This window comes from Hymenobacter miniatus, assembly GCF_016427455.1.
In the GTDB taxonomy this organism is placed as follows: Bacteria; Bacteroidota; Bacteroidia; order Cytophagales; family Hymenobacteraceae; genus Hymenobacter; species Hymenobacter armeniacus.
In genome coordinates this window covers 1-19,167 of the sequence record NZ_JAELXR010000016.1, presented here as the reverse complement: position 1 = coordinate 19,167, position 19,167 = coordinate 1, and the positions used below count along the sequence as shown (strand labels likewise).

Genomic DNA, 19,167 nt, shown 5'->3' with positions numbered 1-19,167 from the left:
GCTGCCTGATTCGTTGGCCTTGGGTCCGCTTACGCTAAGCGGGCCAAAAGTTATTGAATGCTGAACTTGGCCTTGATGGCGTTGATGGCCACGTCGGCCTGCGCGTTGGTCAGGCTCCAGGTACCGCTGGTTCCCGAGGTCAGGCCCGTGAGCAGGTTATCGGAGAAAGCCGCATCGGCACCGTACTTGGTGCAGAAGCGCAGCGAGTAGACAAAGCCCAGGCCTTCGCCCAAAGCGTGGGCTTTCACGTCCAGCGTGGAAGCCGACTTCCAGTTGCTCAGGTAAGACACCGCCGCCAGGGCAATGGTTTTCTCCAGCTCCGTGCGGATGAACTCGGCCTGCGTTTTCACGCCCGCCGCGTCGTTGTTGACGATGGCCGCGCGGCCCTTCAGTAAGGCCATGTACACGGCTGGCGAAGCGGTGGGGTTTTTTTCGTTGAGGTAGCTGGCCAGAAACCGCTCGCGGGGCGTCAGGTTAATGTCGGTGGTCATGATGGCGTTGCTGGTCAGGTAGCCGTAGGCCAAATCCCAGTTGTGCTCCAGCTCGGAGTAGGCTTTGCCGTCCACCACCTTGCTGTTGTTGGCTTTCAGGGCATTGTCGGTCAGCAGCACGTTGTCAATCTGGTCGAGCAGCAGGGCGCCAATCAGGGCTTTCTGAATCACCTGGTTCACCTCGATGCCGTTGCCATCCACCAGGTAGCGGCCCAGGCGGCCGGCGGTGCCGGGCGTGGCCACGTTGTTCACCGACTGGCTGGCGGTGGCCAGCTGAGTCAGCTTGGTATCAACATACGTGCGCACGGTTTCGGCGTTGGTGGCCGGAAACGAAGCCGCCGTGGTGGTGCGCAGGGTCAGGCCCGAGCCGTTCAGGCCGGTGCCGGTGAAGTAGCCGCCGGTGTTGGTGTAGTAGCCGCGCAGCTTGGTTACGTCCAGGGTAGCGGGCGTGGCGGGAGCGGCCACGGCCACCAGGGCCATGTAGGAGTTCAGCTCTGAAAACATGTCCAAACGCTGGTTGGAGCTCGTCAAATCCACCGTCGACTGCCCGCTGGCGTCTTTGAATGATTCCGTGTACTTGGAAGAAGCCGTCAGGGTGCTGGCGTCCATCTTGGTGCGCAGGGCCGGCACCGACTCTGCGTCATTCTTGTCACAGGAAGTGAAGCCAAAAGCGAGGGCCAGCAGCGCAGCGGGAACGTACTTAAACGTCATGGGAACAGGGTTAACGAGAGACATGGGATTGATGCCTCAAAGGTATTGACCTTATTTGTAATTATTCCAAATAAGGTCAAAGTTTTTTTATAAGGTGTCTAAATAAGTATTCTGCATATATGTCATTATTCATCAAATTGATGAGCCAGCAACAAGGGTTTGGTGGCAGCGCGCAAGGGTTTACCTTTACCCTGCGAAATCCTCTCTCCTACCAGCCAATTCACTTATTATGGCCAAACGCTACGCTTTCTATACCCTATTTCTGCTCGTTTCCTTGCCCGCGCTGGCTCAGCGGCCCAAACCGGCGGCCGTCACCCTTCCGCCGGCCGACACGGTATACTTTGACCGCGACTGGGAACGCACCGAAACGCTGGAGGAAGTCAGCTACGCCCGCGTGGCGCGCCACGACGAGGCCGGCAAAACGGTGGGCACCGTCCGGGACTACTTCTACCCTTCGTGGAAGAAGCAATGGGAGGGTAAGATGGCTGCGGAGAAGCCCGACAAACCCACCGGGCTGTGCTGCGGCTGGCATGAGAACGGCCAGGTCAGTTTCCGCGGGACTTATGTAAATGGGGTGCAGCAGGCCGACTTTCGCAGCTGGCGCCCCGACGGGCGCGAAATCAAGTGCGGTTCCAAGATGGTCGAGGCCCTGCCGTTGAGCAATGCCACCATTCACTGCAGCAACTGCATGCACACTAGCCGCAAGGTGTTCACGGTGGATATTCCGGACGGCACCGTGGGTATTGTGTACAAGCTCGATGTGCGGGACGAAGGCCAGCCCCCGGTATCATGGTCGACGGCCCTGGCCGTGGCGGCCGTTGCCGGCAGCGGCGGCGCCGCGGCCCCGGCTTTGTTAGGAACCGCCGCCTCGGCGTTGGTGAAGCAAGGCAACAACGCCCCGCCTACCGTCAGCACCAAGTGCCACTGGTACATTACGCCGGACGAGGACGCCGCCCAGCAATTCCTGGATACCAAGGGCACTATCAGCCAAGACAAAACTATTCTGCGGGCGGCGCTCAACACGCCCCAGGAAACGCGCCCCATTACCTTGCCCCCCGGCACGCGCCGGCTCTTCGTGTGCGTGAACAACGACAACTACACCACCGACGCGACGGCTACGCTAAGCGTCAGTGCCCTGGTGCAGGCTTGTAAGTAAGGGCCAGAAGTGCCCCTCCGGCTGCTTTCATGCGCATTATTGCGGTAGCCGGCCTGCTAGGGAATTGGTATCGGTGCGTTCAACTGCTGATAACCGGCCATGCGGGCCGGGAAGGTCAACACAGATAAGCGCGCGCCGCTCCCGGCTCATCCCAGAGTTCATCTTGGCCGAGGCGGTGAGCAGCTGCTGCCAGCCCCCTTCAATTTCAGCTTCCGAGGAAGGCCTAACGGCCTGCGCTGCGCGGCGTATCAGGTAATCAAATTCCTCAGGGTGCATGAAAGGTCGCGCTATGGGGCTGATTTCAGGGCCGCCGGATTCCCGTAGCAAAAGGGAGTGCCGGTGCCGGCACTCCCTCAAGTTTCTCACGGCCGGCTTAACTGCGTAATCGGGGAATCAGCCCTACTAAGTTGCCTGCCAATAAACTATGCAATGCTTTCGGGGAGTCGTATAAGCGAGCTGCCCCACAAGATGCCCCCGCCTAGTAGTGGAAGGTGAGACCGGCACCCCAGCCGTACTGGTTGTCGTAGTTGGTGCTCAGCGAAGCGTACTTGCTGACCATGTAGCGGAAGCCGATGGTGAATTCGCGGTCCGTGTTGCCGCTGATGTCCATGAACACGTTGTTGCTCAGGGGCAGGTCGCGGCGTTCCAGGCGCAGGCGCGCCTGGCCGGTCAGGTCCGTGCGCAGCTCGGCCCGCACCAGCATGGGCAACAGGTAGTACACGCCGACCTCCGCCTGGCGACGAAAGTTGCGGTTGTTTTCCGTCGTGCGGCGGTTGCCGCCTTCGGTGTCGGCGGCCGAGCGCAGGGTTTTGTTGTCGCGGAAGTCATAGCCGACGAAGCCGGCCCAGAGCTGCCGCTTGTCGAGGTAGTGCAGCAGGTGAGTTTCGGTTTCGTAGTTGCCCAGGTAGTTCACGCGTCCCTCAAATTCCAACGCGTTGCGGTTGTTGGAAAGGTTGCCCTCCAAGAAAGCGCCCTGCGAATGCACCGACAGGTCGAACCACGGGTACACGGCGTTGTCTTCGCGCTTGAGCATGCGGTAGTTGCCTTTGGCGTACTCGTTCTGCGGGCTGGCGTCGTAGCTCACGATGCGGGCCATGCCGGCCATCATGTGGTAGAGGATGTGGCAGTGGAAAAACCAGTCCTGCTCCTCGTTGGCTTCGAACTCGATGGTGACCGTGCCCATGGCCGGGATGTCGAAGGTGTGCTTCATGGGCGAGTAGGCCCCTTGGGCGTTCACCATGCGGAAAAAGTGCCCGTGCAGGTGCAGCGGGTGGCGCATCATGGTCAGGTTGGTGAAGGTCATGCGCACGTTCTCGCCCCGGCGGATGGGGATTTTATCGGCTTCCGACAAGGTCTTGTTGTCGAACGACCAGAGGTAGCGCAGCATGTTGCCGGTGAGCGTGAGCTTGACTTCGCGCCATTGCCGGGTGGAATCGAGCGTGGTGGGGTGCAGGGCCCGCAGCTGGTTGTAGTTGAAGTCGCCGCTGCTGCCGCCCATGCTCATGCCGGCCATGCCGCCGCCCATGTCCATACCGGCCATGCTGCCCTTGTCCTGCATGGTGCCCATGCTTTTGCCGGCTTTCTCTTGCTCGTTCATCGGCCGGTCTTGGGGCGAGGGCGCCGTGCTGGCGGGCATGGTGCCGTTTTTCATGTCCATGCCCTTCATGGCGGGGTCGGCCGCCTGTTTTGGCTGTTGGCCCTGCATGTCCATGCCCTTCATATCCCCACCGCCCCCTTTCATATCCATGCCCTTCATGCCGCCGCCCGTGGGGGCCATCTGGCCGTTGCCGCCCATATCCATACCGGTCATGTTGCCCATGCTGCCCATCTCACGCATCATCTGGAAGTAGTTGATGCGCGGCAAATCGGGCGCTTTCATCGGCTCGCCGCTGCCGAAGTAGCTGGACGAGTAGCCGGTGATGTCGTTGGCGGTGGCTCGCAGCTCGGCCGCGCCCGCGGGCGGGATGGTTACCAGCAGGTCGTAGGTTTCGGCGGTGGCAATTTCGAGCTTGGACACCGGGAAGGGCTCCACGTTGATGCCATCGGCGGCGATGACCTGCATGGGCCCGCCGGCGTACTGCAGGTGGAAATACGAGGAGGCGCTGCCGTTGATGACGCGCAGGCGCACCACTTCCCCGGGCTTGGCGTCGGGGTAGTAGCTTTTCTCGCGGCCGTTGGTGAGGAACTTGTTGTAGTAGATGTCAGTGAGGTCCATGGCCGGCATGCGCTGCCACTCCTGCTTCACCTTGTCCTTGAAGTAGCCGGCGGCAATGGCCTCGCCGTAGCTCTGCGTGGCCCCTTTCTGCACGGCAAACCACTCGCCGGCCCGCTTGAGGTAGCGCAGCACCTCCTTGGGCTTGTAGTCGGTCCAGTCGGAAAGTACCAATACGTACTCTTTAAGCTCATACTTCACTTCCTTGGGCTGAATGACGATGGAGCCGTAGAGTCCGGACTGCTCCTGCAGCATGGTGTGGGAGTGGTACCAGTAGGTGCCGCTTTGAATGAGCGGAAACGTGAAGGTGTGCATGCCGCCCGGCTCGATGGGAGCCGTGTTGAGGTAAGGCACGCCGTCGTACTGGTTGGGCAGCAGGATGCCGTGCCAGTGGATGCTGGTTTCCACGCCCATCTGGTTGTGCACCCGGATGATGGCCGTGTCGCCCTCGGTGAAGCGCAGCGTGGGCGCCGGAATCTGCCCGTTGATGGCGATGGCCAGGCGGGTTTTGCCGGAGTAGTTCACCTGGCGCTCGTCCACGTACAGGTCGTACTCGACCCGGTGGCCGGCGTGGGTGGTACGGGGCGCCACCACGTGGCCGCGCAGGTCCTGGTCCGGGGGCGGTGTGGCGATGCCGTTGGCCTCCCTACCCTTGGGCATGGCCTGGTGCTGGGGCATTTGGGCCGCCAGGGGCAGCGAGCTGAGCAAAAAGAGTAGGCAGGCGAATAATCTCATCAGTATGCTATTGTTTATCGGTCCTGGGTTTGTTCCGGGCGGGGTTGTTGTCCTCAAAGCGGAACTTATCCATCGGATTGGCCGGCATGCTCATGCCGGGCATGGTGCCCGTTGCGGGCATGGCCTGGCCTTTTTCCATGCCGGGCATGTCTTTCATATTTCCCATCGCCGGCATCGGCTGCGCCGACTTTTTGGGGCTGGCGGTCTTCATGCCGGGCATGTCCGCCATGTTGCCCATGCCCGACATGCCTTCACTGCCGGATTTGGCTTTTGCCGGCATTCTAGCGCCAGCCGGCGGTTTGCTCATGCCCGGCATGTCCGCCATGCCGGGCATATCACTCATGGATTTTTGCTTGGCGGGGCGGCTCATATCCATGCCCGCGGGCATGGGTTGCGTGCTCTTTGAGGCGGGCATATTCATGCCGGGCATGCCCTTCATGGCGCTTTTCGGGGCAGTCGGCCGGCTCTGGTCTGCCGGCTGGCCGGCTGGCATGTCCATGTTATCCATTGTACCCGGGGAAGTGCGGCTGCCCTTTTTACCGGAGGCGGGCGTGCTCATCTCCATGCCGGGCATAGCAGCGGAGCCCGGGGCAGCGTCTGGATGGGGCGAAGCGGGCGCCTGGTCCTTGGTGTGGTCGTCGGTCCCTGCCGCCTCGTCGTGCGTATCGGCTTCCATCTCCATACCAGGCATGGCCTCCCCACCCCCGTGGCCATGGCTTTTATCGAGCAGGCGGCCCTGCGGCCCCACGCCCTCGACATAGACCAGCTGCGCTCCACGGTGCCCGGCCACCGATAACACCCCGGCCGTGGCCACGGCCGAAACCAGCACCAGTACTTCGTAGGCCCGCCGCTGAATCTTGAAAAAAGCGCCGATGCCGGCCAGCAGCAGGCTGATGCCCGCAAGCCAGAGCGTGTAGCTGGCGAACTTTTCGTGCGCTTCAAAGACGGCGGCGGCCCGGGGTGCCAAGCCCATGGGCATGGCGTGGAAGATGGTGCTGGCCGCCAGCGCCCCGAGAAAGCCGCCGGCCATCACCCCCATGGTAATCCACTTCACCGGCGGCCAGTCCTTGTACACGTTCAGCGCCTGCAGGCCGGCGCTGAGCAGGAGCAGGACAATGGGCAAATGCACCACCAAGGGATGCAGGTTGGGAAAATCTGAAAACATAGAGTGCCTGATATAGGTGGCGGTTAGCAGGTGAGCTGTGCCCACCCCTAAACTCCTGAAAAGCAATGCGCGGCCAAAAGGCCCATGTGGAATGCGCGGGCCAGCACTTTACGCTCCCATACGCCACCTGGCCCCCTTAATGTTTGCTGCTATTACCCTGTCCGCATTACATAATTCCCACTATTGCCTTCAAATTGAAGACTCATAGTCAGCCTTACACCAGTACGCCTCGCTCTGCGAGGCGTACTGTGCGAGTCAAAGAAGCTAGGCTCCGCTCCAGTGCGACCTAAATGGTCAGGCAATGAAACGGAGCGGTAACAGTTGTGGACGATAGCCGCTTTTAAAACGGGTCGGTGAGGGCGCTGACGCGAATCAGCTTTTTATTCACAAACTCGCTGATGCCCAGCTCCGACAGCTCCCGGCCGTAGCCCGACCGTTTGGTGCCGCCAAATGGCAAATCTGCTTGCGTCCAGGTGGGGTGGTTGATGAACACCATGCCGGTGTCCAGTTGGTCGGCTACCCGCCGGCCCCGCGCCTCGTCCTGCGTGAACACCGAACCGCCCAAGCCAAACGTGGAATCGTTGGCTAAATCAATGGCCGCCTGCTCATCCTTTACCCGGTAAAAAGAGGCTACCGGGCCAAATAGCTCCTCGTGATAGGCCGGAATGCCGGGCTTCAGGTCCGTGAGGATGGTGGGGGCCATAAAGGCGCCCGGCCGGTCAAGACGCTGGCCCCCCAGCACCACGGTGGCACCGGCCGCGACGGAGCGCTGTACCTGGTCGGCCAGTTGCACGGCAGCCGCCTCGCTGCTCAGCGGGCCCAGCTCCATGGTGCGGTCCATGGGGTCGCCCACTTTGAGGTGCGCCAGCTTGTCCTTGAACTTGGCCAGGAACGCATCGGCAATGCTTTCGACGGCAATGAAGCGCTTCGAGGCCACGCAGCACTGGCCGTTATTGTTCATGCGGCCCACCACGGCCCACTCCACCGTTTTGTCCAGGTCGGCATCTTCCAGAATAATAAAGGCGTCGCTGCCCCCTAGTTCGAGCACCGACTTTTTCAGGTATTTGCCGGCTTCGGCGGCCACGCTGGCCCCGGCGTCTTCGCTGCCGGTCAGCGATACCCCTTTGATGCGTTTGTCGGAGACCAGCGCCGAGGCGCGTTTGCCCGACAGCAGCAGGTTGGTGTACAGGCCGGCGGGGGCGCCGGCCTCCACAAACAGCGCTTCCAGGGCTTGGCCGCACTGCGGGACGTTGGATGCGTGCTTAATCAACACGGTATTGCCCACCATGAGGTTGGGCGCGGCAAACCGGGCCACTTGGTAAAAAGGAAAGTTCCACGGCTCAATTCCCAGCAACACCCCCACCGGGCTGTGGCGCACCAGCGCCTCGCCGTATTCGGGCTCCAGGGGCTTGTCGGCCAGGAACTGCGCCCCGTGGTCGGCGTAGTAATCCAGGATGTCCGCGCTCAGCAGGATTTCGCCTTCGGCCTGCGCGATGAGCTTGCCCATTTCCAGCGTGATGGTGGCCGCCAGTTCCGCTTTTTGCGCCCGCATCAGGTCCGCCACGCGGTGCAGCAGGGCGGCCCGCTCCGGGTAGGTGGTCTTTTTCCAGCTCGCAAAGGCAATGACGGCCTGAGCCACGGCCGCGTCCACGGCTTGGTCGGTCATTTCTTCGAATGATTTGACCGTCTGGTTGGTGTTCGGATTGATGGTTTGAATGGGCATGATGGGAAGAAAGAAGTGGTTTAGGAATGCCCCGTGCGCCGGGATGTGCGGCTGGTCCGCCTACCTGGCCAAGTAGCCGCCATCGACCGGATAGTAGGCGCCCGTGACGAAGGAGGCTTTATCGGAGCTGAGCCAGAGCACCAGCTCGGCCACTTCCTCGGATTTGCCCAGGCGGCCAATGGGGTGCAGGCCCACCAGCTGCTGCTTGGTTTCCGGGGATAATTGCGCCAGCAGCGGCGTATCGATGTAGGCCGGCCCGACGGCATTGATGCGAATGCCGCTGGCTGCGTATTCCAAGGCAGCCGTTTGGGTGAGGCCCACCACGCCGTGCTTGGCGGCGACGTAGCCCGGCGAGTTAGGCGTTCCTACCTGGCCCAGAATCGAAGCCATGTTGACCACCGCCCCTGCCCCCTGCTTCAGCATGATTTCCAGCTCGTACTTCAGGCAAAAGAAGACGCTGTTGAGGTTCACGTTGATGATGTGCTGCCAGCCTTCCAGACTATAATCGGCGGTCAGGTTCATTTCGCCGCCGATGCCTGCGTTGTTGCAGGCAATGTCGAGGGCCCCAAAAGCCGAAACCGTTTCCCGCACCAGTGCCTGGCACTGCAGCGGGTCTCCCACGTCGGCTTTGAAAAATCGGGCGTTGGCCCCAGCGGCAGTCAGCTGTTCCAGAACCTGGCGGCCTTGGGCTTCGTCCACGTCCGAGAGCACCACGTTCGCCCCGTGCCGGCCATAGAGCAGTGCGACCGCTTTGCCGATACCAGAAGACGCCCCGGTTACGAGTGCCGTCTTTCCTTTAAGTGAATTATCCATGAGCCGTTAGCTGGTGAATGGTTGGGTTAGCGACGATGCTCCTTATCCATCATGCCCATGCCACGGGAATGAGCGCGCCCGGCCCGCCGCATGGTATCCATGCCCTCCGCAGAAGCGCGGCCGTGGTTCATTCCCATGCCCTCCCCTTCGTTTTCTTGCTCAGCCTCGTTTTCGTGCTCATTGGACAAGTTGGTGCCCTGATTGGCAGCGCCCGAACTCCCGGTGTTGTCCACGGTTTTTTTATCCGTACAGCCCACGGCGAGCGACGAGATGAAAGCCACGATGCAAAAGCCAGCCAAACGAAATTGGGCAGTCGCAAAGAGGTGCTTGGAAACAGCAAAGGGGATGCGCATAATTTCTAAAGTTGAGCGTGAGGAAATGAGGGATGGGGCTCCGTCGGTGACGGGCGCTGCACAAGCCGCTCGCTGACGGGCGCTGGCTTACATATGGTCGCCCATCGGGGCAGCCTTTTTCATGGGGGCTTTTTTCATGGGTGCCTTCTGCATCGGGGTTTTTTTCATTTTATCCCCGCAGCACATGTCCATCATGCCCATGCCCTTCTCCATCATGTCCATGCCTTTGTCCATCATGGCGTCGTCCATTGGCTCCATATTCATTGCCGGGTCCGGGTCCATGGCTTTGCTGGTCATGGCTTTGCCTTTGCCCATGGTGTCGATGCCCTGGTTCATGGTCGCCATGCCGGCCGCGGGCATCGTGCCCTGGGCTTTTTTGGTCATGGCCTGGCCCATGTCCATCATGTCCATGCCCTTATCCATCATCTTCATGCCGCGAGCCATCGACGGCTTGTCCTGGGCCGCTTCTGCTTTGTCCATCATGGCCTTGCCGGATTTTACCATGTCCATGCCCTGATGAATCATGGCCATGCCGTTGGTAGAGGCCGTGGTTTGGGGCTTGTTCTGAGCGTAGGTGGCGCTGCTCAGGCCAGTGAGAAGGAGCAGGGAGAGAAAGCAGAGGTCTTTTTTCATGGTTGGGTTCGAGGCCGGCGCGGGCGCCAGCGGTGAGAAAAAGGGATGGGGCAAAATTCCGTGTTCCGTTCAGTTGCTGCCATGACAATACATGCCTCAGCGCGTGATTTTTGTCATGCGAACCTCACGGGTCGGAGCCTGTTACAACTTGGTTATCAGGCACAGGCGGGTTTTCCTTTGCGTCGCGGGGGCGCCCCACCGGAGGCGGGGGGTACTTGCCTAGCGCTCACATCTTCGCGCTGCTTCTGAGCCCATCCGCAATTGTGCTCGCTGGGCATCACGATGGGCACCTGCAGGCACATGCTTTGGGTGGGCAATACTTGATTCCAGTCGGCAATAAGCTGCTTGTAGGCCGCGCCCACGGGCCGGATGTTGCGGTCGAGGTCGTAGAGGCCCACGGGGTTCAGGCGGCCGTTGTTTTCGCGCAGGGCCGAGTCCCAATCCACCTGGTCAGTGAGGGAATACCAGGTGAAGCCGACGATGGGCACCCCGTCGTTGCGCACGCGCAACACGTTGGCCCACTCCTTATGCAGCCAGTTCACGGCTTCGTCGCCGTTGGGCCCCTGCCACAGGTTGGTTTCGGTGTGCATCACGGGCAAATGGTAGCGGTCGTAGTACTGGTTAGTGATGGCGTGATAGCCGAATATCTCGCCCGAGGCCCTGGTGCTGCCGTCGGCGGCCACGCGGTGCTCGTTGGTTTTGTAGTAGTCGTTGCCCATGATGCAGTGGTGTTTGAGCTTGTTGTGCATGAAGAAGTGGTACTCGTCCCGGCGCATGCCGTTGTCGAGCAGGTACTCGTACATCTCGGAGTTCACCCGCTGCCCGTAGTTCAGGTCCAGCGACAAAAACCGCTTGGCGTTCATTTCCTCGGCGGGCTTGATGGCGGCCGGGTTTTCAGCGTGGTAGTACTCCGACGATTCGCTCTGCACGAAAATGGCGTCGGGCCGCACCTCCAGAATGGCCTGCATGGCCAGCACGTTGGCCTTCACGATGTGCTTGAGGGCCGTCACGAAGCCCTGGTCGCTGCGCAGCTGCTCGTTCCACCAGCCATAAAGGGCCGAGAGCGTAGCGCAGACGTACATTTCGTTGATGGGCGTGTAGAGCTGCACCCACGGAAACCGCTGCGCAAACGCCTTGGCGTACTGCGCGAACAGCACCGGAAAATCCGGGTTCTGAAAGTTGCCTATCCAGTCGGGCACTCCGAAATGGCACAGGTCGACCATGGGCGCGATGTCGCGCCGGAGCAGGTCGCGGAACGTGGCGTCGGCAAACGACCAGTCGTACTTGCCCGGCCCCACAAACGTGGTGTGCAGCGGCGGGCCGTAGCGCAGAAAGCGGATGCCGAGCTCCTGCACCAGGTCAAAATCCCTGTGCCAGCGCTGGTAATGGCCGCACTTTTCCAGCTCGTCCACGCGCTGCTTGCCGTGGTCAATGGTGGGGTTGCTGTTTTCGATGCCCGTGGCAAAGAGGAATTGAAGGCCCATAACTAGGATTGCTGGATGGTGAGGGAAAGCGGGGCTGCTAATGGTGCTTGTAGAAGCCCACGCCCTTGATGTCGTTCCACGAGGTGGTCTGGTGGCACTTGTAGCACTGCGCCACCAGGACATTGCCGCCGCAGCATATTTGGTCCTCGACGGTGCCTTGCTCCACCACGCCCTTGTCCACCATCTCGAAGTGCATCATCAGGTGGCTGGGCGGGGGCTTGTGGCACTGGTTGCAGCTGATGGAAAGCACCGAAGGGTGCTGAAACTTGGGAATGGTCCACTGGGCCGTGCCGTGGCAGGAAGCGCAGTTTTTGCCGAACAGGCCGAAGTGCGGCGCAAACTTGGCGTTGTGGCAGCTGGCGCAGTTGAGCTTGGCTTCGAGGGCCGTGAGCAGCGGGTGGTCGGCGGGCAGCTGCTCGTCGAGCAGGTATTGGGGCGTTTCCTTGCCGGCGGATACAAATTTTATCCCGACCCGCGCCAGGGCTTTGTGGTCCATTGTGCGCAGGTTCGCGTTGCGGCCCTGGTGCTCGCCGTGGCAGGCGGCGCAGTTGCCGATGGTGGCGTGAAAGGCCGTGGGCTGGCGGGCCAGCAGCGTTTTGTTGCCGCCGTGGCAGCTGATGCACTTGGCCACATCCACGCCCATGACGGGCGTGTGGCAGGCGGCACAGTTGCTGGCCAGCATGGCGTGCGCGGCCGACAAATGGCCCGGTCTGACCTGGCGCTGCCAGGTGGCCACCGTGGGCGGGCGAATCCCGAAATCCACAAGGCTGGCCACCAGCAGCGCCACCACCCCGACCGTTAAGCCGAGCAGCTGCGCCCAGTTCTTAAGGGTTAGTTGAACCATCGCAAGCCAAAATAAACCGAGGACCAGATGTGAAAAACGAGCAGTAAGTAGAACGCCACCGACGTAGCAATGTGGGCGTAGAGCCAGCGCGCGGTGCGCTTTTTCAGGACTTCGTGCGTCTCAATGGCGTATTCCAGGTCGGCAATGGATTCGGCCAGGCGCAGGGCCCGCACGGACAGCGGCCCGCTGGCGTTGGCCTGCGCCGGGGCGGTGCCCACGAAGCTGTTGAAGGCGTGCGCGGCCGGGTCGTGCGCGGCAGCGTAGGTTATTTCGGCGTTGGGCTGCCGGGCCAGGGCCCCCACCAACTGGTTGTACTCGGTGGCAAGGCGGTTGAGCAGGTCCTGCTTTTCGCGCAGCTCCATGGACGAATACCCGAGAAAATAGCGCCCCACGAAGCCGCTGAACACCGTGAGCATCATCATCGCTACCAGCCAGATGCCGAGGAGACTCTCGAAGCGGTGCCCGGTGTGCAGGATGGCCAGAATGGCCCCGAGGATGCCCGTGTACACGTGCCAGGTGAGCAGCGTGCCCAGCGACACGCGCTGGGTGATGAGCTGCTTAACCACCTCGATGCGCTTGACGGCGGAATAGAGCAGCGGCGGCACCAGCAGCAGCGCCGCCGCGGCCATGCCGAGCACGCCGCCCGTGAGGCTACCGGCAAAGCGGGGCGCCTGATGAAACAGAAAGCCCAGCCACAGCACCAGCTGCAGCACGAGTAAGGCAATCATCAGGGCTCGTTCGTTTTTCATAGCGTTCAGGCGTCCACCGCAATGGCTTCCGTTGCCTTGGCCTGGCAGGCCAGGATGATGTTTTGCCGCTTTTCCTCCTCACTCAGCGCATCCTGCACCGCCTGCGTCACGCTGCCGGACAGCAGCTGCGTTTTGCACACGCCGCAGGTTCCCACGCGGCACGAATAGTCGATGTTGACGCCGACGTCCTCCGAGGCTTCGAGCACCGACTTATCGGGCGTCAGGATGGCGGTTTTGTTCGATTTGGCGAACGTAACAACCGCCGCCGTCGCGGCGGGCGCGTCAGCGGCGGCGGCGGGAGGTGGCGCCGGCTCTTGCCCGGCGGCGGGGGCCGGTTCTTCGGGCGGAGGCGCGGGCGGCGGGCCCGCTGGCTCCGGTCCTGGCGGAGTAGTCGGCGGCATGCCGCCACCTGTTGCTGCCGGGGGCTCCGGAGGGGGGCTGGCGAAGAGTTCGGTTTTGACGTTGCCTTTGGGAACGTCCAGCTCGTTGAGCATCTGCGCTACCGCGTCAATCATCTTGGGTGGCCCGCAGATGTGGATGCGGCGGGTTGCTATTTCCGGCACGCGCTGGTTGAGCAGCTCTTTGGTGATGTGGCCGCCCAGATAGGGCTCCTTCAGCTCTCCTTGCGCTCGCGTCAACACAATGAAGACGTGCAGGTTGGGGTAGCGGTGCTGCAGGTATTCCAGCTCTTCGCGGAAAATGATGCTGCCCTGGTCGCGGCAGGTGAGGAACAGGTAGATGTCGCCCTTCCAGGAACGGTCGGTCAGGTAGCGGATAATGCTCATGAAGGGCGTCACCCCTACCCCACCCGCGATGAGCACGACGCTGTCGCCGTCGGGTTCGGTGAAGGTGAACCGGCCGGCCGGCCCCATGATTTGCAGCAGCTCGCCCACGTGCACCAGCCGGTGCAGATACCCGGACACCACGCCCTGGTCTTCGCGCTTGACCGTGATTTCGCAGTAATCGGGCTGCGTGGGCGACGAGGCAATGGTGTACGAGCGGGTGACGGGCTCGCCATCCGGCCGCACCGTGAGGGAAATAAACTGGCCCGGCAGCTGCACAAACGGGATTTTCCCGCCCGCCACGTCAATCAGGCGAAACGTTTTGACCCCGGGCGTCTCCTCAAAGATTTCGGATACGAGCAGTGTCCCCGTCCACGCGTTGGGCTTGGAAGGCGCCCCGGGCCTGGCAGCAGCCGGGGCACCGGGGGGAGGAGGAACGGGCTTGGCGGCCGCAGCGGCCGGCGGGGACGTGCCGGCGGGTTTTACAACGCCAACGGCCGCGCCGGGCGCCGGAGCGCCGGGGGGGGCAGCCCCCGGTGCCGGGGTGCTCCCGGCTGGTGCGCCCGTCAGCTTGGCTACCAGGGCGTTGGCCCGCTGCATCTTGTGGAAGTACATCCATATCATCGCGGCCATGAAGGCTGCCAGGGTCAGCATCACGACGTAGTGAAACCAGTTTAGCCCGAAAAACCCGTGCGGCTGCTCGCTGGCGAAGCGGGGCGTGAGGTTCATCTCGACGTTGAACCACTGCAGGGCCGCCGCGCGCGGGTCCTCGTTTTCGGCCAGCGCGCGCTGCGCGGCCAGCCCACTTTCCAGCAGCTCCTGCCCGCGCCGGATTTGCTCGGTGGCGTCCTGCATGGCGCCCAGGTCCTGGCGCCGGCCGCCGGATGCTTCCGAGAAACGTTGCAGGCCGGTATTTAACAGGGCGCTGCCCTCCCGCATGCGCTCGTTGGCCAACTGACACGCTTTGCTGCGCTGCTCGGGGGCCGGGTCCTGCATCATGGTGGGATACAGCGGCATTTCGGGCGTCTTGGTCATCTCCTGCATCATCTCGCCCATGCCGCCTTCCATGCCCCCCATGCCGCCGGGCTTCGCTCCGGCCGCGCCATTGCCCATGCCGGCCATACCCCCGCCGCTTGGCGCGCTGGCGGCGCCCGCCGGGGCCATGGCCGGCGCACCAGTTCCTGCCGCCGTGTCGGGGTGGTGGCTAGCGTGCTCGGATTGTGCCCGGGCCGCCGGCGCTGGCGTGAGCAGCAGCGTGGCCGGCAGCAGCAGCACGGAAATGGCAGCGCGGAAATACATCATCGTCCGGGGGCTAGGGCTGGAAGGGTAGGCCTGGTAAGGGTAGGTTGCGACTCTGGTGAGCCGGCCTTACATATCGTCCTCCATGGGCATCTTCTTGTCCTTCATCGGCTTATCCGTCATGGGCTTGTCGTCGTCCATCATGGGCGGGTCCTGTGCCATGGAGTCCTTGCTCATGGCGTCCTTTTTCATCTGGTCGTCCTTCATCATGGCGGCGCCTTTGTCGGCCATGGCCATGCCTTTGTCCATCATCGCCATGCCTTTGGCCATCATGTCGCCGTCCATCATGCCCGGCACGGCCGCCGAGTCCAGGCCCATCGGGCCCATGCCTTTGCCAGCCATGTCCTTGCCCTGGCTCATCATGCCCATGCCCTGGTGCATCATGCCCATGTCGTCGGCCATGTTGGCCATGTTGTGCTCCCCGGCTTCGGCGCGACGTTCTTTCGCCAGCAGGTCTTTAGCGACGTTCATGACAGCCAGGCCCTGGTCCACCACCCGCATGCCCCGGCCCATCATGGCGCGGTTCTGCGCGGTCTGGCCCCGGTCCACGAGCTCCTTGCCGGACTTCACCAGCTCGATGCCCCGGTGCATCATATCCATGCCCTCGCTCGCGTGGTCCAGTTGGGCCTCATTTTGGGCCGCAGCGTTGGTAGTGTCGCGGTCGGAGCGATTTTGGGTCTCGCAGCTACCGAGAAAAGCGGCCGCCCCGGCGGCGAGGATGAGGTATATCTGGTTCGTTTTCATGGCGTTGATGGAATGTACTGGCTTATTTAGCGTAGATGAGCGAATCGGGGAGTTACTTCTCGATTCGGTACAGCAGCAAGGCGGCCACCCACGGCAGCGTGAGGCCCGCCAGCAGCCACTTGTAGTCGGAGTCGAGCAGAAAATTCACCGTCGCCATCCAGCCAATCGAGCTGAGCCCCGCCAGCGCCACCACCGGAAAAGTGCCCGGACGGCGGGCCCGAAAGGAGGAAGCCGCGACGTGGACCGTGAGCATCCCGGTGGCGGCCATGTAGCCGCCCAGCACCCAGAACACCTTCTGGAGCCAGCGCCCTAGCCCCGGCACGGCCGCTTGCAGCGCGGGCAGGGAAGTGCCCAGGTAGCGGGCATCCTCGGGCAGCAAGGGCGGCCGCAGGAACAGGAAGTAGCCTCCCATCCCGAGCAGGCTGAGGCCCCCGAGCGCCAGGGCTGTGGGGAAGTAGGGAGCGAACTTCATGTCGGTAGCGAATGCGCCCTTAGCTTAATGCGAGACCGTCGCCGGCTGGCTCTGGCGGAGCAGCCAGTTGAGCTTGGTCATGCGGTGCAAGGCATCGTAGGCAGCCATGTCGCCGCCTTGAAACTGCGCGTCTAGCAGGTCGTGGAACCGGTGGTTGCTCGGGAAGGCTTTTTTGACGGCCAACAGCGTCAGGGGCTGGATGGGCGCCGCGGCCGTGGGGCTGAAATAAAGGTGCACGTAACCGGGATTCTTGCCCACGGTGGGCTGCTCCACCTTGTAAATGAGCAGCTCCTCGCCCGGGTTCAGGATGGGGTAGTGCTGGTTATTGGAGGCAAACCGGTAGTCGCGGCCGTCGCAGTCGCGGAACCCAAACAGGCTATCTTTCGCCACCTGATAGGGTTTGCCGCCGTGAATGACCGTCATGGTGGGCTTACCGCTGAATTCGTGCAGGCGCAGCTTGTGGGTCGCGGTTTTGCAGTCCACCGCCAGCGCCAGCCGATGCTGGCGAAAGTCTGCGGCCGAGCGGTACAGTCCGCTGCCGAGCGGCGGGGACTGGCCCCGAGCCGCAGAAGCCAGGGCGAAAATGCCCCAAAGGGCTATTAGAAAGGTTTTCATGCGGATAGGTAATGCAGGCCGTGCGCCGGCTTACATTTTCATGTCGCCCATTTTGCCGCCCTTCATAGGACGCTTGCCCGAGCCGGGATGAACCATCATTTTGCCGTTCATCATCATGCAGTGGTCCCCTTCTTTCATTTTGGTGATGGTGCCGTCCTTCGCTTTGCAGGTGCCGTCGGTCATGCACACGGTGCCATCGGCCATGGTCATGTTTTTGGTCATGGGCATCATTTTGCCGCCGTGCGACATCATCATTTTGCCGTTCTGCATCGTCATGTAGTCCTGCCCGGCTTTGGCCCCGGCGGCATGCTGGTGTATGGGCGCGGTTTGGGCCTGCGCGGCGCTGCCAATTGCGGTGATAAGCAGCAGGGCAAGAAGGATGGGGAGCTTGTTCATGGTTGAAAAAGAAGGGGTTGATTGATAAGCTCCAGCCCCTTGCATCTCCCCGCCGGTGCTTGAACCGGACGGGGGAGGCGGAAGGGAAAGAGTCTGGTGCAAAATTCACCATTCCCTTCCCCCGCTGACATGACATTAGCGGCCCCGTGCAATGACTTTAATCAGCTAATGCGCACTGTATGAGCACATATTTGCACGATTAGACCTGTTAGCTTATTGAATTACCAGAAAGGTGGTAATCCGGTGCAGGCAGTGCTAACACCGCCGGCTCTGCGCGCGGCGTAAGCCAAGCAGCTGCGGGGCGGGCCGTTGGCTTGGCATTGGCCCGAAACCAAAAACGCCCGGCAGGGCCGGGCGTTTTCAATGAGAGGAAGCGCGGATGCTTAGGCGGCCTGAATCTTAAAGCCAGCCTTTTCAACGGCCTGCACCACTTGTTCGGCCGAGAGCGTGTCGGAGCTGACGGTGAGAATCTTGTTAGGGTTGGCGGTATCCACCTGCCAGTTGCCGGCCCCGGCTTCCTGGTTGAGGGTGGGCGTTACGGCCTTGATGCAGCCGCCGCAATTGATATTGGTTTTAAACTGAAGGGTTTTCATGAGAGTAGGAGTTAGGGTAAGCCGAGCGGGTCGGTTTCAAGTAGGTAACGTCTAAAAGGAGCGGCCCGTGCGCCGGGAAGGATACAGAATTGCGCCGTGGGCTTGCATGATTTGACGCGGATACCGCTTAGTGGTGCCCCAGGCCCCAGCCAAGCAGGTGCACGATGATAAACACCACCACCAGCCCCAGCAGCGCCAGCAGCACGTACTGGCCCCGGGATGTGGGCAGGGCCGCCACTGCGCCCGGTTCTGCGTTGCGCTGCTGCAGCCAGTTGCCGATGCGGCCCCAGGGCTTGTACACGGAAATGGTCGTGGCCGCAAGCAGCACCACAAAGGCCGCCACGGCGTCGGCAATCAGCCGTAAGCGCATGCCGCGCAGCTCCGTTGAGGACAGGTCGGATTTGGCGGCTACTTCCGCCAAGTAGCTGATGGGCTGCATGTGCACCAGCAGCAGCACCGTGGCGGCTACCGTGAGCAGCAACTTCACCACCACCCAATAGTGCTTGAACAAGCCCCAGGGGGTACCCAGCGCCTGCACCACACCGGTGAGCAGGGCCGCGAAGCTGGAGGGCACAAGCACCAACCAGCCGCTCAGGCCCATGGCCAGGTAAGCGGCCCGTACCAGCGGCGCCTCGTGGCTGGTAAGTCCCGTGACGGCCAGCGCGAGGAAAACCGCCACCGCCCCCAGCCACCCCACCGAAAACGTGATGTGGGCCGTGAGCATGAGCTTGCGAAAAGCAGGACCAAACGTCATAATGGAGGGATTTGAGGATACACGGAAGTCACTCAAAAGTACCCGTCGGCGAAGCGGACGCGGTACAGGATTACGCCGGCCACTTACATGATTTGCTCGCTCTCAAAAGCCAAAAAAGCCAGCCCGCATCGTGCGGGCTGGCTTTTTCAATCCGGGGTTTGCTAGGCAGCCGTGCTCATACCCTGGCGGCAGGCCTGCTCGCAGCGGCGGCAGGCTTCGGCACACTCTTTACAGTGCTGCATGTGGGCGCCGTGCTTCTCGCATTCCGCGGCGCAGATGCCGCAAATCTCGGCGCATTCGCGCATCACGTGCATGGCGTGCTCGGAGCCGCGGGCCACAAAGCGGGCGGTAATGGCGCAGATGTCAGCGCAGTCGCGGTCAATGCTGATACAGCGGGCCATCATCTGCACATCCTGTTCACTAAGGCAGGCAGTAGCACAATG

19 protein-coding genes are annotated in these 19,167 nt (G+C 62.0%); 1 reads left to right on the top strand and 18 read right to left on the bottom strand.

Annotated features, from left to right (window positions below; translation table 11 throughout):
- Positions 1-50: 50 nt before the first annotated feature.
- Positions 51-1,226 (bottom strand): DUF4856 domain-containing protein, encoded by a 1,176-nt coding sequence (locus JAO73_RS19645; protein WP_198978986.1) that lies wholly within the window; start codon positions 1,224-1,226, stop codon positions 51-53.
- 205 nt (positions 1,227-1,431) lie between these two features.
- Here JAO73_RS19645 and JAO73_RS19640 point away from each other — a divergent pair, with 205 nt between their 5' ends.
- Entirely contained in the window at positions 1,432-2,358 is a 927-nt protein-coding gene (locus JAO73_RS19640; protein WP_198978985.1) for a toxin-antitoxin system YwqK family antitoxin, read from the top strand.
- 478 nt (positions 2,359-2,836) lie between these two features.
- Here the strand turns inward: JAO73_RS19640 and JAO73_RS19635 are convergent, their stop codons facing one another.
- The 17 genes from JAO73_RS19635 to JAO73_RS19555 form a co-directional block, all read right to left on the bottom strand.
- Positions 2,837-5,305 (bottom strand): multicopper oxidase domain-containing protein, encoded by a 2,469-nt coding sequence (locus JAO73_RS19635; RefSeq protein WP_198978984.1) that lies wholly within the window; start codon positions 5,303-5,305, stop codon positions 2,837-2,839.
- A 7-nt stretch (positions 5,306-5,312) separates the two neighbouring features.
- On the bottom strand, positions 5,313-6,470 hold the full coding sequence (locus JAO73_RS19630; protein ID WP_317191259.1) for a DUF2231 domain-containing protein: 1,158 nt from the start codon (positions 6,468-6,470) through the stop codon (positions 5,313-5,315).
- Positions 6,471-6,810: 340 nt separating this feature from the next.
- Complete coding sequence (locus JAO73_RS19625) at positions 6,811-8,193, bottom strand: NAD-dependent succinate-semialdehyde dehydrogenase (protein ID WP_198978982.1); 1,383 nt, start codon at positions 8,191-8,193, stop codon at positions 6,811-6,813.
- A gap of 60 nt (positions 8,194-8,253) precedes the next feature.
- Positions 8,254-9,006, bottom strand: coding sequence for an SDR family NAD(P)-dependent oxidoreductase (locus tag JAO73_RS19620; RefSeq protein WP_198978981.1), 753 nt, complete (start codon positions 9,004-9,006; stop codon positions 8,254-8,256).
- Between the two features lie 26 nt (positions 9,007-9,032).
- Positions 9,033-9,359 carry a hypothetical protein gene (locus JAO73_RS19615; protein ID WP_198978980.1) on the bottom strand — a complete coding sequence of 109 codons (327 nt, stop codon included), beginning with the start codon at positions 9,357-9,359 and terminating at the stop codon, positions 9,033-9,035.
- 87 nt (positions 9,360-9,446) lie between these two features.
- Positions 9,447-9,992, bottom strand: coding sequence for a hypothetical protein (locus JAO73_RS19610; RefSeq protein WP_198978979.1), 546 nt, complete (start codon positions 9,990-9,992; stop codon positions 9,447-9,449).
- A gap of 155 nt (positions 9,993-10,147) precedes the next feature.
- A complete protein-coding gene (locus tag JAO73_RS19605; RefSeq protein ID WP_198978978.1) occupies positions 10,148-11,476 on the bottom strand; it encodes a family 1 glycosylhydrolase in 1,329 nt (442 codons plus the stop codon).
- Between the two features lie 37 nt (positions 11,477-11,513).
- Positions 11,514-12,320, bottom strand: a complete 807-nt coding sequence (locus JAO73_RS19600; protein ID WP_198978977.1) for a cytochrome c3 family protein — start codon at positions 12,318-12,320, stop codon at positions 11,514-11,516.
- The gene (locus JAO73_RS19595; RefSeq protein ID WP_198978976.1) at positions 12,308-13,069 is read right to left on the bottom strand and encodes a hypothetical protein; all 762 of its coding nucleotides are present in this window, start codon (positions 13,067-13,069) and stop codon (positions 12,308-12,310) included. Before JAO73_RS19595 ends, JAO73_RS19600 begins: the two co-directional genes overlap by 13 nt.
- A gap of 5 nt (positions 13,070-13,074) precedes the next feature.
- Positions 13,075-15,153, bottom strand: a complete 2,079-nt coding sequence (locus JAO73_RS19590; RefSeq protein WP_198978975.1) for a 2Fe-2S iron-sulfur cluster-binding protein — start codon at positions 15,151-15,153, stop codon at positions 13,075-13,077.
- Positions 15,154-15,219: 66 nt separating this feature from the next.
- Positions 15,220-15,894: a hypothetical protein gene (locus JAO73_RS19585; RefSeq protein ID WP_198978974.1), complete on the bottom strand. Its 675-nt coding sequence runs from the start codon at positions 15,892-15,894 to the stop codon at positions 15,220-15,222.
- Positions 15,895-15,946: 52 nt separating this feature from the next.
- Positions 15,947-16,366, bottom strand: coding sequence for a hypothetical protein (locus JAO73_RS19580; protein ID WP_198978973.1), 420 nt, complete (start codon positions 16,364-16,366; stop codon positions 15,947-15,949).
- 24 nt (positions 16,367-16,390) lie between these two features.
- Positions 16,391-16,981 carry a hypothetical protein gene (locus JAO73_RS19575; RefSeq protein WP_198978972.1) on the bottom strand — a complete coding sequence of 197 codons (591 nt, stop codon included), beginning with the start codon at positions 16,979-16,981 and terminating at the stop codon, positions 16,391-16,393.
- 30 nt (positions 16,982-17,011) lie between these two features.
- Entirely contained in the window at positions 17,012-17,377 is a 366-nt protein-coding gene (locus tag JAO73_RS19570; protein WP_198978971.1) for a DUF6799 domain-containing protein, read from the bottom strand.
- A 383-nt stretch (positions 17,378-17,760) separates the two neighbouring features.
- Positions 17,761-17,970, bottom strand: coding sequence for a heavy-metal-associated domain-containing protein (locus JAO73_RS19565; RefSeq protein ID WP_198978970.1), 210 nt, complete (start codon positions 17,968-17,970; stop codon positions 17,761-17,763).
- A 127-nt stretch (positions 17,971-18,097) separates the two neighbouring features.
- Positions 18,098-18,724 (bottom strand): hypothetical protein, encoded by a 627-nt coding sequence (locus JAO73_RS19560; protein WP_198978969.1) that lies wholly within the window; start codon positions 18,722-18,724, stop codon positions 18,098-18,100.
- A 161-nt stretch (positions 18,725-18,885) separates the two neighbouring features.
- The coding region (locus JAO73_RS19555) for a four-helix bundle copper-binding protein (RefSeq protein WP_198978968.1) at positions 18,886-19,167 on the bottom strand (282 nt) is incomplete at its 5' end.